The 15,561-nt window shown below is 60.7% G+C and carries 17 protein-coding genes; 8 read left to right on the top strand and 9 right to left on the bottom strand.

What is annotated here, in order from left to right; all coding sequences use genetic code 11:
• Positions 1-30: 30 nt before the first annotated feature.
• Genes ACP7EG_RS16040 through ACP7EG_RS16020 form a run of 5 tightly spaced genes read right to left on the bottom strand, consistent with a single transcriptional unit; the run spans position 31 to position 6,520 of the window.
• On the bottom strand, positions 31-1,386 hold the full coding sequence (locus ACP7EG_RS16040) for a toxin-antitoxin system YwqK family antitoxin (RefSeq protein WP_426088391.1): 1,356 nt from the start codon (positions 1,384-1,386) through the stop codon (positions 31-33).
• Positions 1,371-2,717 carry a toxin-antitoxin system YwqK family antitoxin gene (locus ACP7EG_RS16035; RefSeq protein WP_426088390.1) on the bottom strand — a complete coding sequence of 449 codons (1,347 nt, stop codon included), beginning with the start codon at positions 2,715-2,717 and terminating at the stop codon, positions 1,371-1,373. The genes ACP7EG_RS16040 and ACP7EG_RS16035 overlap by 16 nt, the downstream gene beginning before the upstream one ends.
• Before the next feature lie 9 nt (positions 2,718-2,726).
• Positions 2,727-5,078 carry a hypothetical protein gene (locus ACP7EG_RS16030; RefSeq protein ID WP_426088389.1) on the bottom strand — a complete coding sequence of 784 codons (2,352 nt, stop codon included), beginning with the start codon at positions 5,076-5,078 and terminating at the stop codon, positions 2,727-2,729.
• Entirely contained in the window at positions 5,075-5,833 is a 759-nt protein-coding gene (locus tag ACP7EG_RS16025; RefSeq protein WP_426088388.1) for a PP2C family serine/threonine-protein phosphatase, read from the bottom strand. The genes ACP7EG_RS16030 and ACP7EG_RS16025 overlap by 4 nt, the downstream gene beginning before the upstream one ends.
• 3 nt (positions 5,834-5,836) lie before the next feature.
• Positions 5,837-6,520, bottom strand: coding sequence for a vWA domain-containing protein (locus tag ACP7EG_RS16020; protein ID WP_426088387.1), 684 nt, complete (start codon positions 6,518-6,520; stop codon positions 5,837-5,839).
• A gap of 275 nt (positions 6,521-6,795) precedes the next feature.
• Here ACP7EG_RS16020 and ACP7EG_RS16015 point away from each other — a divergent pair, with 275 nt between their 5' ends.
• The 4 genes from ACP7EG_RS16015 to ACP7EG_RS16000 all read left to right on the top strand — a co-directional run bounded on the left by ACP7EG_RS16015 (position 6,796) and on the right by ACP7EG_RS16000 (position 9,458).
• A complete protein-coding gene (locus ACP7EG_RS16015) occupies positions 6,796-7,239 on the top strand; it encodes a hypothetical protein (RefSeq protein WP_426088386.1) in 444 nt (147 codons plus the stop codon).
• A 24-nt stretch (positions 7,240-7,263) separates the two neighbouring features.
• Positions 7,264-8,421, top strand: coding sequence for a helix-turn-helix transcriptional regulator (locus tag ACP7EG_RS16010; RefSeq protein ID WP_426088385.1), 1,158 nt, complete (start codon positions 7,264-7,266; stop codon positions 8,419-8,421).
• Entirely contained in the window at positions 8,418-8,855 is a 438-nt protein-coding gene (locus ACP7EG_RS16005; protein ID WP_426088384.1) for a hypothetical protein, read from the top strand. Before ACP7EG_RS16010 ends, ACP7EG_RS16005 begins: the two co-directional genes overlap by 4 nt.
• 93 nt (positions 8,856-8,948) lie before the next feature.
• Positions 8,949-9,458, top strand: coding sequence for a hypothetical protein (locus ACP7EG_RS16000; protein ID WP_426088383.1), 510 nt, complete (start codon positions 8,949-8,951; stop codon positions 9,456-9,458).
• Between the two features lie 26 nt (positions 9,459-9,484).
• Here the strand turns inward: ACP7EG_RS16000 and ACP7EG_RS15995 are convergent, their stop codons facing one another.
• Positions 9,485-9,940 (bottom strand): tellurite resistance TerB family protein, encoded by a 456-nt coding sequence (locus tag ACP7EG_RS15995; RefSeq protein ID WP_096235317.1) that lies wholly within the window; start codon positions 9,938-9,940, stop codon positions 9,485-9,487.
• 319 nt (positions 9,941-10,259) lie between these two features.
• Here ACP7EG_RS15995 and ACP7EG_RS15990 point away from each other — a divergent pair, with 319 nt between their 5' ends.
• Positions 10,260-11,066: a lipid II flippase Amj family protein gene (locus ACP7EG_RS15990; RefSeq protein WP_426088382.1), complete on the top strand. Its 807-nt coding sequence runs from the start codon at positions 10,260-10,262 to the stop codon at positions 11,064-11,066.
• A 118-nt stretch (positions 11,067-11,184) separates the two neighbouring features.
• Complete coding sequence (locus tag ACP7EG_RS15985) at positions 11,185-12,012, top strand: IS5 family transposase (RefSeq protein ID WP_426088509.1); 828 nt, start codon at positions 11,185-11,187, stop codon at positions 12,010-12,012.
• A 194-nt stretch (positions 12,013-12,206) separates the two neighbouring features.
• On the opposite strand, the gene ACP7EG_RS15980 is transcribed toward ACP7EG_RS15985, so the two are convergent.
• The gene (locus ACP7EG_RS15980) at positions 12,207-12,485 is read right to left on the bottom strand and encodes a hypothetical protein (RefSeq protein ID WP_426088381.1); all 279 of its coding nucleotides are present in this window, start codon (positions 12,483-12,485) and stop codon (positions 12,207-12,209) included.
• 80 nt (positions 12,486-12,565) lie between these two features.
• On the opposite strand from ACP7EG_RS15980, the gene ACP7EG_RS15975 reads away from it, so the two are divergent.
• Positions 12,566-13,246, top strand: a complete 681-nt coding sequence (locus ACP7EG_RS15975; protein WP_426088380.1) for a hypothetical protein — start codon at positions 12,566-12,568, stop codon at positions 13,244-13,246.
• 1 nt (position 13,247) lies between these two features.
• On the top strand, positions 13,248-13,997 hold the full coding sequence (locus ACP7EG_RS15970) for a hypothetical protein (protein WP_426088379.1): 750 nt from the start codon (positions 13,248-13,250) through the stop codon (positions 13,995-13,997).
• 55 nt (positions 13,998-14,052) lie between these two features.
• Here ACP7EG_RS15970 and ACP7EG_RS15965 read toward each other — a convergent pair whose 3' ends face one another.
• Both ACP7EG_RS15965 and ACP7EG_RS15960 read right to left on the bottom strand, forming a co-directional pair.
• Complete coding sequence (locus ACP7EG_RS15965) at positions 14,053-14,577, bottom strand: phage tail protein I (RefSeq protein ID WP_426088378.1); 525 nt, start codon at positions 14,575-14,577, stop codon at positions 14,053-14,055.
• Positions 14,570-15,235 (bottom strand): baseplate assembly protein, encoded by a 666-nt coding sequence (locus tag ACP7EG_RS15960; protein ID WP_426088377.1) that lies wholly within the window; start codon positions 15,233-15,235, stop codon positions 14,570-14,572. The genes ACP7EG_RS15965 and ACP7EG_RS15960 overlap by 8 nt, the downstream gene beginning before the upstream one ends.
• Positions 15,236-15,561 lie beyond the last annotated feature (326 nt).

Raw genomic sequence — 15,561 nt, 5'->3', positions numbered from 1 at the left:
TGAACTGACGCGCTATGGTCGCGCTCAGCGCTACGGCATCGTATACTCGATGCCGTCCTCGACATACGAAAACCTGGCCGAGTCGCCCATACACTCCCCCTGCGCCACATCGGCTACATAACGGCATTCGCTTTCCAGGCCGCCATCTGCGTGCCAGTGCCGCGTCCAGCCCTGACGTTCACCATCGACATATTCAATCAGCTGCCTCGGCTTGCCATCGGCATACCAGGAACGCAATGCGCCCTCCTCGCGCCCGCCCGCGTTCCACTGTTTGTGCACGATCAATACGCCGGCCCGGCTGAAGCGCTGCTCGCTGCGCAACACATAATGGTCGCTGTGCGTGCGCTTGCTGGCGACCTTGCCGTCAGGATAATATTCGACGCTCTCGCCGGCAGGCTTGCCGTCCACGTAGGTGGCGGTGCGCTGCACCTTGCCATCCGCGAAATAGCCGGTGCTCTGCCCCGTCTGGATGCCGTTGTCATACTGGCTGCGGCTTTCCACGGTGCCATCCGGATAGAACAGCAGCAGCTCGCCCTCCGTCTGGCCCTTGACCTGGGTCATGCGCGTGCGCAGCTTGCCATCCTGGTCGAAGGTTTCCACCAGGCCATCGGCGGGGGCGCCATTGCGGTAGGTGCGCGACTCGATCAGCTTGCCATTCTGGTGATAAGTCTGTTCCTCCCCCTCCTGCACGCCATTGCGCCACGTGTTGCGCATGGAAACCTTGCCGTCCGGGTAATACAGGGTCTGCACGCCCTCCTGCAAGCTGCGTCCATCGCGCGCCACCTGCATCTCGACTTGTCCATGCGGGTAATACATGCTGTAGTTACCCACCAGCTTGCCGCGCAGATAGTCGGGAGCGTTGACCAAGCCCGTCAGCCGCTTCGGTTCGCCTTCGCGCACGTGATAGATCTCGACTTGCCAGGTGCCCGGCGTCTTGCCTGGCGGCAGCGGCAGGAGCAACGCATAGCGCGCCTGCTCCATCACTTCGCCGCGCGTCAGATTGTGATTCAGGTACAAGCGCGCCTTGCCATCGGCACAGGCTTGCGGCTCGCAGCCGCCCAGCTTGCCGACATCGGGCATGGCGAGCGGTCCGGCACCACCCGGTGCGGGACAGGATTTGATACGCATCAGCAAGGGCGTCTTGTCGCGGATCAAGGGAGCCAATTGATGCTTCATGGCAACATATTGATCCTCATCGAGGCGCACGGAAACGGCATTCATCAGCACCTGCCTGCCGCCGCAGCCGCTGTCGCTGGCGAGGGTCAGCACATCGCCGTCGGGCGTCGCCTTGATCGCTGTGACTATTTGCCGCTGCTCAATCTCGGCGTGGGCCAGCGCCGGCAACAGCAGCATGGTGCCAAACAAATGGTTCAAAGTGCGCGCCATGCCTGCTCCTTGCGCAACAATTCCGGCGCTGGCGGCGCTTCGCCGCAATCGCCCTGGGCCTTGCCGGCCACATACTGGCATTCATTCTTCAGGCTGCCATCCTCGCGCCAACTGCGGCTCCATCCCTCGCGCCGGTCATTCACGTACTCGATGGACTGCTCGGGCTTGCCATTCTCGTACCACGAGCGCGACGTGCCCTGCTCGCGTAATTTCGCATCCCAGCGTCGTTCCAGCACCAGCACGCCCTGGGGGCTGTAGCGCTGCACGCTCAGCAGCCCGCCTTTGTCGCCATACTGCTGGCGGCTTTGCACCTTGCCGTCAGGATAGAACTCCAGCGCCTCGCCCGTCGGCAGGTCGTTGACCTGCGTCATCCTGGCAAGCACAGCGCCATCCGGATAATAATTAGTGCTCACGCCGTTGAACTTGCCGTGCTGCATTTCCGCGCGGCTGGAGATTTTTCCATCCGGAAAGTACGTGAGCATCTCGCCTTCCATCTTGCCGTCGCGCAAAGTGTAGCTGCTGCTCAGCTTGCCATTTTCATCAAACTTCTGCACGGGCCCGTCGAGCTGCTTGCCATCGCGGTAGCTGCTCGTCTCGCTCAGCTTGCCCGTGGCGTGATAACGCTGGTGCTCGCCCTCGGGCAAGCCATGGCGCCAATTACCGCGCAACTCCAGGGTGCCATCGGGAAAGTACTTGCTGCCGATGCCGTGCTGCCGGCCCTGTCCATCCTGCGCCACCTGTTTTTTGATCTTGCCATTCGGGTAATACGAGACATACCCGCCCACCAGTTCACCGGAGGCATAATCGGCCTTGTTGACATGGCCGGACAGGCGCAGCTTGTGGCCTGCCACGCTGTAAATGTCCACCTTCCACGTGCCCGGCAGTTTGCCTTTCGGCAAGGGCAACAGCAGCACATTCGGTGCTTTTTCTTGCTCTATGGGGAAGAAACGTTCGTGCAGATACAGGCGCGCCCGGCCATCGGCGCAGCTGGCAGGTGTGCAGGCGGCGATCTGGCGCACGATGGGCACGCTCGCATCGTCCGGGCATTTTTTCAGGCTGACGAGCATGGGCGTCTTGCTGCGGATCTGCTTGGCCAGCCCAGCTTTCAGCGCGTCGTAAGGCGCCTCGTCCAGGTTCACCGAGCGGGCATCCATGCGTATCTGCTTGCCGCCGCAGGCCGTCGTGCCCGCAATACTGAACACATCGCCGCCTTCGCTATCTGGCTCGGCCGCCATGGCTGTCACTACCAGGCGCTGCACGATGTCCGCCTGCGCCATGCCTGAGGCCAGCAAGGAGGCGCCCAGTAAGGCGCATAGGGTCTTGATTTTCATGGTATTCCTTTAATTTTCCGCCGTGACGGCCACACCGCCCGGCACGAAGCTGACCCGGCCATCTCGGTAGCGCACCAGCACCACCACCTTGGCATCCTGCAATTGACCGTGCTGCACGGCCGGCAAGTAGGTCCAGCGCTTGACGCTATCGAGCAGCACCTTGTTGAGCATCGGCTCCATCGGCAACTCGGCCGCCGCATAGCTCAGCGTACCGTCGGCCGCGATGGTCAGGGTCAGGCGGTTTTCACCCGTTGCGTGCTTTTCGTCAAGCACGCCATAAGCAACCGTCGTCATCGTCTCGCGCTGTACGCCGCCGACCTGGTCCCGCAAGGGCGGCATGGCCTTGAGCCTGGCCGCCAGCAGCGCGCCATCGGCCAGCACCTTGTCCCAGCGCTTCTGGTAAGCGCCCGGCTGGGCCAGACGCAGCACCTTGGCGTTCAGATCCATGCGCTGCATCGTACGGGCGACGCCGTTGTCGGCCGGTTCGCCCGGTTCCGCCGGTATGGCGTTCTGCACGGCATATCGGTAAGCGGTCAGCTGCGCCAGGGCCACCAGGTTCACGGCATCGCGCTCATCGCCGCCGCGCAGCAGGGCAGTGGCCGCGATGCCCAGCCAGGCCACGCCATCGGTCGGGCGTGCCCACACGGCTTGCTCGAAATACTGGCGCGCCGCCTGCGGTTCGTTCAGGCTCAAGTGCATGCGCCCCATGGCCGCCGCCGCCAGATAGTCGCGCGGGTCGGCTTGCAACTTGTCGAGATAGGTAGCCGACAATTCGGGGGTGTAGCCCGGCATCGCCCCCAGGCCTTCCATCAGGCTGGTGAGCAGCCGCATGCGCGTCGGGTCGCCAGCGTAGCCGGACGGCTTTTCTTCGCCGGCCCGGTACAGCAGCTGCAAGCCGCGCGTGACGGCGTCATCGTCGCCCTTGCTGATCGCTTGCGACAGGCTGCGCACGGCCTTGCGCGCATCGGACTGGTAGAAACCCGCCGCCTTGCGCGGGCGCCAGCGAAATATTTCCAGGCCCGCCGCCTGGTCGGCTTGCGCCTGCAGGCTGGCCTTGGCCTTGGCTTCATCGGGCGACGAGGTCCAGGCCGTAAAGCCGATCAGGAACAGCACGATCAGCAGCACCACCACGGCCCAGCCCTTGCCCGTGATGCCGCCGCCCGTATTGCCCGTCACTGGAATGGTGACGGGCGCCTGCCCCGGTGCCGTATGGTGCGCGCCGCGCGCGCTGCGCTGCGACTGCTGAGGCTGAGACTGGGCCAGTATCTGCTGCTGCGCCTGCACGGACGCCTGCCCCGCTGCGACGATGACCTTGTCGCGCGCGCAGGCGGCGCAACCCTGGCCTGCAAAATGCTGGTGTTCGGGATTCACGGCGCAAATGACCAACTTGCCGCCGCTGCGCTGTGCGTAGCCGCGCAGCAACTGCGCCCAGTCGGCCGCTGATGGCCGCTGGGGCTGCGGTGCCGGGGAAAACGCGCGGTCGAACATGGCGCGCAGTTCGGGCGGCATCAGTGCGTGGCCGCTGGTGGCGTTTGGCGCCAGCTGCTTATGGCGTTTTATCCCATACGCATAGCAGCCGTCGCGGATGCGCCCGGGAATATCGGTCGCCACTTGGGCATTGCCGGGCCGCCCGCTGTACGGGTGGATGCCGAAGTTCAGCAACTGGAAGATGACGACGGCCAGCGCGAAGCGGTCTTGCGCCATTTCCGTGCCCGCCGGCATGCCCTTGCGCTGGAATTCCGGCGCCAGGTAGTCGGCTGTGAATTGCTCGGCAGGAAAGCGCTCCGCATGGCCCTGGATGCTGAAACCGTCGCAGTCGAGCATGGCGATGTACAGCGAATCGCGATAGAAACGCAGGTTCACGGGTTTTAAATCGACCACGTAATGCTGCTGCTGGTGCAGCGCATCGATGACGGCGGCCAGGTTGGCGGCCAGGGTCAGCTTGGGACCGAGCCCTGTGGGCAGGCCGGCCGCGCGCGCTTGCCGCTCCTGCATGATCTGTTCCAGCTCGGCCGTCTGCGCCATGTCCAGCAGAGGCATGACGAAGCCGGCAAAGCCGCCCTGGCCGTCGAACACGGCCGCTTGCGGCCAGGCGATCTGCACGTAGCGCTTGCCGTTTTCTACTTGATCGGGCAACTCGGGCGACAATTCCAGCATCGCTTCGAGCTTGCGCCGGTTGGCGGCCCGGTCCAGATGCGGGTGGTACAGCTTGGCGACCTGCGCAGGCGCGCCGGGTAGCAGATACACGCTGCCCGCGCCGCCGCTCTTGACGAGTTTGCCTAGCACCAGCGTCCGGACTTTATCCAGCCAGATCTTGCCGCCCGGACTCAGGCCCGGTGTCACGCCTTGCTTCTGGCTCATGCGCGCAAGGCCAGCAGCAGGGTCTTGTCATCGCCCGTAATCTGGTGCGTGCGCGGGTCCGCCAGGGTGGACGCCAGCGCCGCATTGCCCAGCTCAACGCTCTCGACCGTGCGCAGATAGCCTTGCACGGCATCCATGAAGGGCGCATACAGCGCCGCATTGTTCTTGCTCATGGCAAAGGGCATGCAACCATCGGACATCAGCACCACGCCGCGCGCGGACTGGGGAATCGGCAACAGGCGCAACTGTTCGCGCCAGCGCTCGCCCGACAGAAAATAGGTTTCGTTGGCGTATTCTCCGTTGACAGGCAGCGAGATGAGTTCGCCACCATCGCCCAGCTGCGCCACGCCCAGGCCATCGCCCAGGTGGAAGAAGAAGCCGGCATCTTGCCCCATGACCACGCCCACCACAGTAGAAGCGTAGTCGTCCAGGCTGGCGTTGGCGGCGCGGGCGATGTCGTCCAGCGCGGCGCGGATTTGCGCCAGGGTGCCCGCCAGCGCGCCGTCATGCAAATCCTGCACGCTGGCGCCCTGCTCCAGGCGTCCGGCCAGCGCCTGCACGGTTTGCGCGGCAACAAACTGCGCGCCCTGCTCGCTCAGCCTGGCCGAACCAGCGCCATCGCAGACGATGGCCACCAGCACGTCGTTCACGACGGCGTGCGCGTGCGCATCCTGGCAAGGGATGGCTTTATCCAGGTGCGCCTTGCCCGTGACGGACGCGCCAAACACGCGCCAAGTATTCTGTACTGCGGTCATGGATCAGGTGCTTACGACGGACCAGCCGTCCGTCGAGGCCAGCTGCGCCTGCGCGCCGGGACGCGATTGCGACACCACTTGCATGCTGGCACTCAGCCACAGGAACAGTTCGCGGAACTGCAAGCCCTTCAGCTGCTTCACGCCCCGTTCGCCACGGCTGGAAAACTGTCCCAGGGTATCGATATTCGCATGGTCGCCCACAGCGATGGGGAAGATCGCCACTTTATTCGCCTGCTCGGCTGCGCGCGCCTGTTCGGCGCCGTGCTGCCATTGGTCCGTCGGCTCGCCGTCCGACATCAAAAACAGCCATGGCCGCGTGTACGCCACGCCAGCGGCGCGGAAGCGCTGCTTTTCCTGCTCGATTTCCGCCAGCGCCAGTTCCACGGCCGCGCCGGTCGGCGTGGTGCCGTTCGCCTCAAGGCGGGGCGCCGTGAAATCCATGGCGTCGCACCAGTTGCTGGCGACCACCGCTTCATCGTGGGCGCCATATTGAATCACCAGGATGCGCACGCGCTTGGCGGCGATCACGTCGGACTTGAGTTCCTGTTCCAGCAAGGCCAGGCCTTCGTTGAGCAGCGAGACGGGCTCGCCATCCATGCTGCCGGAACAGTCCAGCACGAGCACCAGCGGCGTGCGTTGTTCGGTATTGTCGACCAGGGCGACGTCGGGAATGATTATTGAACTCATGGGCAATCGGTAAATGTGAAATCGGACATAGTGCGAATCTTACATCACGCGCCACAAACTGCCGCGCGAGATTGCGTTGATGAAAGATTTTTGCTGACGCTGTGCCTTGGTCGACTTTGCCTGACGCCAGATAACCGCACCCCGCAAAATATCAATCCCCATCTCATTCGGATGAATGATGCGCAGCGCAGCGCCCTTGCCTAGACTGGCTCCAGCCTCACGCCCGCCCGACCGGGCCACGCGCCAGGGGCACTCAACCATCGAGGGACGACATCATGAAAACCATCATCCTGAGCACATTGCTGGGCCTGTCAGCCACCTGCCTGGCGGCGAGCGCGCAAACCCTGCCGCAAGATAAGACCGTGGACGTGGCGGCTCACTCGCTGAGCATCGACGTGCCAGCCCAGCCCCGTCACATGCCGCGCGAAGACTTCCAGCAATTCGTGGGCGCCTACGACTTGTCGAATGGCGATACCCTGCAGCTGCGCCGCGCCGGCACCATCATGTATGCGCGCATCGGCAACCAGCCCGAACACCGCATCGTCGCCACGGGCCGCAATGCCTTCGTCGCGCTGGACCGACAGCTGAAAGTACGCATCGACCATCATGACGATGGCAGCGTGGGCGGCGAGCTGGTGATGGTGGTGCCGGCACGCCAGTTGGCCGATGGCAGCGCGCAGGGCGAGCATCTGGCCACGCTGGGCTTTCCAGGCCGCTGACCCTGGCACGAGCTGGCGGACGCCATGGACATGCCAATGACAGCGCAGCAGCAGGCATTGATCGCCCGCCTGTATGACGCGGCGCTCGATGATGCACTGTGGCCGCAGCTGTGCCGCGACCTGGCCGATGCCTTCGGCGGCGCCAGTGACACCAGCTTGATCCTGCAAAGCGACAGCGGCGCGCAGCTGCTCAATCCTGCGGGGCACTTCGGTAAGGAGACCACCAGCGCCTATGAAGCGTATTACTGGCAGCACGATATCTGGGCGAAACTGGCGTACCGCCTGGGCGTGGGCCAGGTACACGGCAGCGCGGAGCACATTCGTCCGCGCGATTTCGAGCGCACGGAATTTTATGCCGACTTTTGCCGCCCGCATGACCTTTACCACGTCATCGGCGCGATCTTGCCCATGGCGCCCGGGGAAGCTGCCCTGCTGGGTGTGCACCGCCAGCACGCGCAGGGGCCGTTTGCGGACAGCCCACTGGTGCAGGCGCAATTGCAAACGCTGCTGCCGCACCTGCAGCGTGCCCTGCGCATCCGCGCCCGCCTGGCCCAGAGCGGCATGCAGGAACGCACCACGCGCGCGGCGCTCGACGCGCTCGACACGGCCGTGCTGCTGGTAGATAGCCGGCTCGACGTGCTCTACGCGAATGCCAGCGCACTGGCCCTGTTCGGTCCCGGCCTGGAACGCAGCCTGCATTGCCCGGCTGGCGGCAGCCCCCGCTGGTGCGCGCTGCCGCAACTGGCGCAAGCCGTGCGGCAAGCCATCGGCACCGGCAAAAGCAAGCGGGTCGCCGCGCCCGTGGCCAGCGCCCTGCGCCTGCCGCGCCTGGGTGCGCCCGACCTGTGCCTGACCGTGGCGCCCTTCCAGCCGCCGCAAGGCCCGTTGCGGCAGCGCCCATGCGCCCTGGTGCTGGCGCGCGACCCACAGGCGCCGGCCATCGCCGTCCCTGCGCTGCAGCAGCTGTTTGACCTGACGCAGGCCGAAGCGCAAGTGGCCCAGGCGCTGGCGCAAGGCGCTGCCATCGACCGCATCGCCGCCGATACGGGCGTCTCCATCAACACCGTCAGGACGCATCTGCACCACATCTACGACAAGACGGGCACGGCGCGCCAGGGCGAACTGATCGCCAGGATCCACCAGGGCGCCAGCCCATTCACCAGAAAGGAGTATTCAGCATGAAAAATACCGTGATTTCCATCATCGTCATCGCCGCCAGCGCCCTGGCCACGGCCCAGGTGCTGCCGCCGCAGCGCACGGTCGAAGTGCCGGCCCTGTCGCTGCGCATCACGCCGCCCGCCCAGCCCCGCTACCTCAGCCGCGAAGACTTCCAGCCATATGCGGGCGAGTACACCTTGGCCAATGGCCAGAGCCTGCGCCTGCGCCAGTACGGCGGCTTGCTGTACGCCAAGGTGGGGGACGGCGAGGAACACCGCATCGTCGCCGCCGCGCCCAACGTATTTGTCGCCCTCGACCGCAAGCTCAAGGTGCGCATCGACCGCCGCAGCGACGGCACGGCAACAGGGGAATTGGTGATGATGGTGCCGCCGCAGCGCGTGGCCGACGGCAGCATGCGGCTGGAACGGGGGGCGGCGCTGCCGATCGCGGCGCGCTAGCGTGGCCGCAGGCGTGCTCCTGGGAAAAATAGTTGCGTGCTATGATCGCCGCCTTCGGCGCGATACAGCCGCAGCCATTCTCCATGGAGCACCATGTCCCAGACTGAAAAGATTCCAGCCCGCCTGCTGCGCCTGCTGGCCTGGCCCTTGCTGGCCCTGGTCAGCGCCGCGTGCACCAGCACCACGCGCCATCCGGCCAGCGAGCCCACGCAAGTGACCCTGCGCTTTACCTATGACGACGGCAAGCCGATGCGGCATGACGATTACCTGGCCAATGCGCGCCAGCAAACGTATATCAAGCACTGCAGCAAGATCGGCAGCACCACTGTCTGCGACATCGGCTCGGATCCACTCTTCATGGGCGGCGACGCCCCGCTGGACGCCAACGGCGAAGTGCGCGTCACCCTGCACTCGACCGGCCCCATCGGCAACAACCCGACCAGTCTTTGCATCAAGGGCAAAGGCTACGTCTTTGATTCAGGCGACTGGAAACGCGGTCCCTTCAGCCCAGGCCAGGTGATCGAGATCCGCTACAGGATACGCGAAGTGCAAATGACGTGCCCTTGGTCGTCGGGCACGCCGCCGTGGTGGGACAAGAGTTAAGCCAGCCGGGGCCGGCTGGCCCGGCTTTACTGCAACTCGAACTCCGCCGGAGTCAAGCCCAGCTCGCGCGCGATCTTGCTGGCCACGCGCTGCTCGTTGGCATCGAAATTGCCGTCCGACGAAGCGACGGCAATAATCATCCGCACCAGCAAACGCGACGCCTCCACATTCGACTTCATCTTGCCCAGCGCCTGATACGCCTTGGCTTCGCCGATATCCTTGTCGAACTCCAGCTGCCCGACATAGTCCTGGAAAGCCTTGATCACGTCCGTGGTGGTAAACACCGACAACGCGTCATTGCTTTCAATAAACTTCACCATCTTCTGCTTCTCTTCCGCACTGACGCTGCCGTCGGCCATGGCGATCAGGGCCGAGCCTGCCATCGCGGCGTTCAGGAAATCCTTGTTCTTGTACTTCAGGGCTTCCGTTTTCAGTTCACTTGCTTTGGTCTTCAGTTTGGACAGAAAGGAATCGAAACTCATGGTGGTTCTCCTTGTTGGTTCAGATGAGGCAGCGCTACAGGCTACCATTGCCACACAGATGAGGGCACATGTCTGAAATGCAAGCGGCGAGAACGAGCCTTGCCTCCGATGAAAGCATGGCCAAACCCAGAACAAGGGCCGGGGTCAGACCCTAAGGGTCTGACCCCAGTTTCTGCCTTGGGGTGAAAAACTGCCAACTGCATACAAACGCACAAAACACCACGAAACCCAATTAATAAGAAAATTATCTTATTTGCAGTTGAAAAATAACTAACTCCATGGCAGCATGGAATTACATTTTCTTTACTGCAAGGTTGTGATGGACAAGCAATTGCTGTTGATTTGCGCACTGACATTTATCATCCACATTATCGGTACCCTCGCCTACTCCGTGCGCATCGCCGGTATCCGCACGCGGCGCATCGCCGTGTCGCTGGCCCTGTTCAGCATTCTGATGCTGCTGTCGCGGACGTCGAACTCATTCCTGGGACCATTCCTCGCCAAGCGCGTGGAAACGGGCATAGACCAGCACGTTGCCGCCAGCACGCTATTGGTAGACTTCCGCTGGCTACTGTTCTCCGCCAGCCTGGCCACAATTATTGGCGCGATACTTATCCCCACCTTCCAGCGCGCCTTCTGCCGCGCCGTGGAGCATTTCCAGGTGCACAGGTCGGTGCCGAAACTGCTGCTGCACGCCGTCTTCAAGGGCGGCTTGTCCTACCTCAAGACCTCCGCCAGCCTGCCCAAGCCCGCCAACGTCACGGGCCTACGCCAACAATCAGGCGTCTCCATCTCCATGACGGCCATGAACGTCATTGCCACGGCCCTGTGGACGGTGGGCGTCTTCGCGGCGCTGTACGCGGGCGTGCTGGACCCCAGCGTGCGCGTCACCTCCAGCACGCTTTCATCGATCATCAACGGCGGCGCCACCATCATGATGGCCGTCTTCATCGACCCGCACATGTCGGGCATGACGGATGACGTCATCGAAGGCAAGATCGAAGAATCGCAGTTTAGACGCGCGGTGGTGTGGCTGGTGGGGAGCCGGTTGGCGGGGACGCTGATTGCGCAGTTTTTGCTGGTGCCGTCGGCGATGGTGATTGTGGGGGTGGCGAAAGGGTTGTAAGTGTGGCTTTAAAATTCGAGAAGATAGGACATCTTCTTTTAAGCAACTAAGTGACGGTTTAAAAACTTCATAGCAACTTTCGGGTCAAAGCATCTTTGATGTTTTGGAGCGATTGATGATGTGGACGCAAGAGAATCGAAACCGGCATCAGCAGGTGAGGACGGGACTCAAACGTGGCGATCCCACGGATGTGAAAGATGAAGAGTGGCGCTTGATCGCACCGCTGCTGCCAAAGCAAGCGAAGACGGGAAGGCCGAGCAAGACGGATTTGCGCACGGTGATCAATGCGTTGCGTTACATGGTGCGGTCTGAATGCGAGTGGCGCATGCTGCCGAATGATTTCCCTCCGTATCAGACGGTTTATTACTGGCTTCGGCGGCTGATGCGACGCATGCTGTTTCGTACCATCCATGACTTGGCGCTGATGCTGGATCGCTTGTGCAATGAGCGGGAGGTGCTGCCGAGTGCTGGTGTTGTCGATAGCCAGAGCGTGAAAGCGCCCGGCGCGCGAACGCGAGGTTATGGCGCCAACAAGAAACTCAGCGGGCGCAAACGCCATATCGCGGTCGACACGGATGGTCGCTTGCTGGCGATGCACCTGACGCCAGCCGACATTGCCAACGCCACTGGCGCGCAGATGGTGCTCGATGGCTTGATCAAACGCTGGCCGTGGGTGAAGCATCTGTTTGGAGATGCGGCATACGACCGCAGACAGTTGATGGACAAGGCCGCGTTTCTCGACTTTACTGTGGAAGTCGTGCGGCGTTTGCAGGGGCAGCAAGGTTTCGCTGTTCAGCCAAGGCGCTGGGTGGTCGAGCGAACGTTCCCATGGCTGATGCGTTACCGGCGCCTGGTGCGCGACTACGAACAGCGCATTGACGTGTCGGAAAACATGATCTACCTGGCCATGGGATCGTTGCTGCTGCATCGACTAAATTTCCGCTAAGTTATTAAACCGTCTCTTAACGCAGTCGGCTAACCGTCTGCTCATGCAAGCACGCTACAGTCGTTTTCGTTCCGGGCAAATCATGCCAAGGATTACCGAAGTGGCTGTCCGCTTTGGGGCTATTGTGTTGAAAAACGCGGGTACGTTGATGTTTAGATAGAAAACCTGTCAGCCTCGACTGGCCAGAACCGCAGCTATTGAACGATCACCGACTGCTTGGAGGCGTCCGGGTCTTTCTCGTCCTCTCGCTCGGCCTCGACCGCTTCCGTCTTCGTTTCAAACTCCACGCGCGTGGTAAAGCCGCTGCCGCCCAGGCTGTGCGTGACTTTGATCGATAGCCACTCGGGGGCATCGATCTCGGGCTTGAAGCCTTGCACGGTCACGGGCGATTGCGGGAACACGGCCGGGTTGCCCAGGGCCAGGCTCGTTTCGAAGGTGGCCAGGCCGCGCAGGATGCGCTGCCATTCGGCCACGCCCGCCGATAGAATGTGTAGAGTTGAATGTGTAGAGTTGAATGTGGATTTGATGCATAATAAATTTCATTAAATTGCACATGCATCAATTTTTAGCGCGTAACGGAAACATCGTCATTTATGGGGGATATATGCGAGTGAAAATTAACTTCTTAATTACTGCTATGCTGTTTGTTTTTTGTGCTGATGATACCTCAGCCGCGCAATCTATGGCGGTGGGAACGATCGCAAAGGCAATCACTGGTTCTGCAACACCTTTGCAGCGTCGTCGGGTGGAGGAGCTTGTGGGTGTTATTGTCAATATGTCTCAACGACCAGAGAGTATCGTCCTGGCTAACATCATTGAAAAAGGTAGTGCGAATTTTAGTTCGATCCATTGTGTCGAAAATACCAAGCACGGTAAATCCTGTTACTACACTGAACACCGATTTCCTACTTCTGATATACGTTTTAATGCACTGAGGACGTTCACTTTTAAAGAGGAGTCTGATGGTGGTGCAGAAGTAACGCTTGAAATAGCGCCAAAATATGCCTGCATACCCAACGCTCTTCTTTCGAAAGTTTGGGGGGAGCCATCTGCTGAGGAACCTGTCATCTTGCCAGATTTTTTTGCAGGATCACAAGAGCGTCCACCGGTGAAATATGAGGCTTACCGGAAGATAAATCCGGAATTTCCTGATATGTATGTTGTAGTAAGGTCAATCGATAATTGTGTCATATCCATTGGTTTGTCAGCCATTCAACCACCTATTGAGAATTAATATGCCTATAAAGACACCTTCCAATCCGCCACTTCCTATGGCAAGGCTCCAAGCTTTGCGTGGCTCTCAACCAGCTGCATTCTTCGATAAATTTATTGTTCAAGGTAGTGCGGATAATACTTATGATGGGAGAAGCATATATGTACCTAAACCAATGAAAAATGGCATTTCGGAACCAGGTGCCATTTTTATAAACCCTCATGATGTGACTTCGCTGGCTAATGCTATAGGTGGAATACCATACCTTAAAGCATATGACTCTATTTTTCTTCATGAGCTTGGTCATGCATTTTACGCAACAAGAGTTGCGCTTGATTACCAAACAGATCCGGCTAAGATTGTTGACTGGTGTTATAAACGAGAGGCATTGGCGTCTATCTTTGTTTTTAATTATCTTGTTGATCGAGGAATAACTAGTGGATCATTAGTGGTTCCCGGGCCGGGGATCCCCGCCGACCTTTATAGTCTAATGGCGGCTTCGGTAGCAGGTCTGACTCCTGGATCGATTGCGTATGAAAACGCAGCGATTGCAACTGCAAAAGAGAGATATCAAGCCAGCCCTGAGTATCAAAAATTTTGTGAAGGTTTTGCTACTAAAGGAGGTTTGCCGCCCGGATTTTACCCACCTCCGGTTCCCACTGAAGGCGGCGGAGGTAGTGCCGGTGGTGGTGGTGGTGGCGGAGGAGGAGGTGGTGGTGGTGGGTCGCTAAAGATACCTTCAGGCTATTGGCGAGAAGTGCCCAGCGAGTAATCCAGTAGCTGATGATGCTTTCAGTGGTTTAGCTACCTGCACCGTCCACAGTTGGTTAAGGCTTCTGTTTTTCCTCGCTGTTCTCGCGGATGATGTCCCGCACTTCCTCAATATGCCTCCACGCATTCAGCGCCGCCCGCTTCGCGGCTTGCTTGCTCTTGTATGTGTGTTCCAGCGTCTTGAGCGTGCCCGTGCCACCAGCCTGCTCCTGCCCCGCCTTTTTCTTCTTCGCCGCCACGTCCTTCCATTTCGCCACGACGCCCGTGATGCCTTCGTCCGGGTCATTCTCGTCCTCGCGTTCCGCCTCGACCGCTTCCGTTTTCGTTTCAAACTCCACCCGCGTGGTGAAGCCGCTGCCGCCCAGGCTGTGCGTGACCTTGCCCTTGTGCTTGTGGATGAAATAGGCCGCCTTGATGGCGCCGCGCATGATCGATTCGGGCCAGGCGTCGTCCCAGCGGTCGACGGAACAGGCCCAGGCCAGAAACGGCAGCAGATTGACCGGGCAGCGGTTGGCGTTCCACAGATCGCGCAGCGGCACCGGCACGTTGACCAGCTCGGCGCTGGCCACGAGCTTATTCATCGCTCACCACCACATTGAGCTTGATGGCCGTGCAGCGCGCGGCCTGAGTGGCGTTCAATTCGATGTCGGCGGCCGGGCTGGTCAAGACCACCTTGCGCACGCCCTCGACGTGGGCGGCGGCGCTGCAGGCGGACCGGTAGATGCTGTGGCCCAGCGGGCGGCGTGGCTGCGACACGCGCACGGCGTCCAGCAGAATCGGCACTTTCGGGCCGACGCCGATAAACAAGGTGGCCTCGATCTGGTAATTGATGACTTGGGCGGCCTGCACGCTCAAGCGGTCGCCAAGGGGGCGCACGTCCTCGGCGTTGAGCGCGCGCGCCACGGTGGCCAGCAGCGCGGCGTCGGCGATGCCTGTGTCGTTGTTGGCCAGCACCGTGACGGTGACGCTGGCCGGCGCCGGGCTGGTGGCGCTTGCGTCCTTGACGCGGCCGTCGCTGCTGCGCGCGTGGAATTCATACGACGCCTTCGGGCCGGCTACGGGCAGGCGACGATCACCTGTTCGCCCACGGTGGGCGCCGACCAGGTGCGCGTGCTGCCGGCGCGTCGTGTTGCCCAGAAGTCCGCGTACGGATGCACGCGGGGGCGGGTTGATAAACCGATTAGCGACTATGGCGGTGACATAGGTGCGTACCCAGTTCTGACTTGAGGGATCGCACATGAATGTACGTCTATTTCTTTTGGTGCAAGGGACTTTGAAATTTATGTATAAATTCAATAATGTAAATTATTGCAATTCAAAATTACATAAAACTTATGTTTTTTTAATGGTGCTGCTAATGTTTGTTTCTGGAAGCACCTCAAGAATCTGCTGTGTAATTTTTAATGTTGCATTCAAACACCAATCGCATAAAACAACTTCTCGATAGCATACCAAATATCAATAATGCATTGCTTCCCGAGGGGGCAATTTCTTGGTCCGACATGACGGAATTAAAGGATCACATCGACATATGGCAAGGGAAAATAAAAATAGAGGCTATATAA

Origin of the sequence: Janthinobacterium sp. PSPC1-1, from assembly GCF_049897625.1 — a bacterium.
GTDB lineage: Bacteria > Pseudomonadota > Gammaproteobacteria > Burkholderiales > Burkholderiaceae_D > Janthinobacterium > Janthinobacterium tructae.
This window is presented reverse-complemented; position numbering and strand designations above follow the sequence as displayed.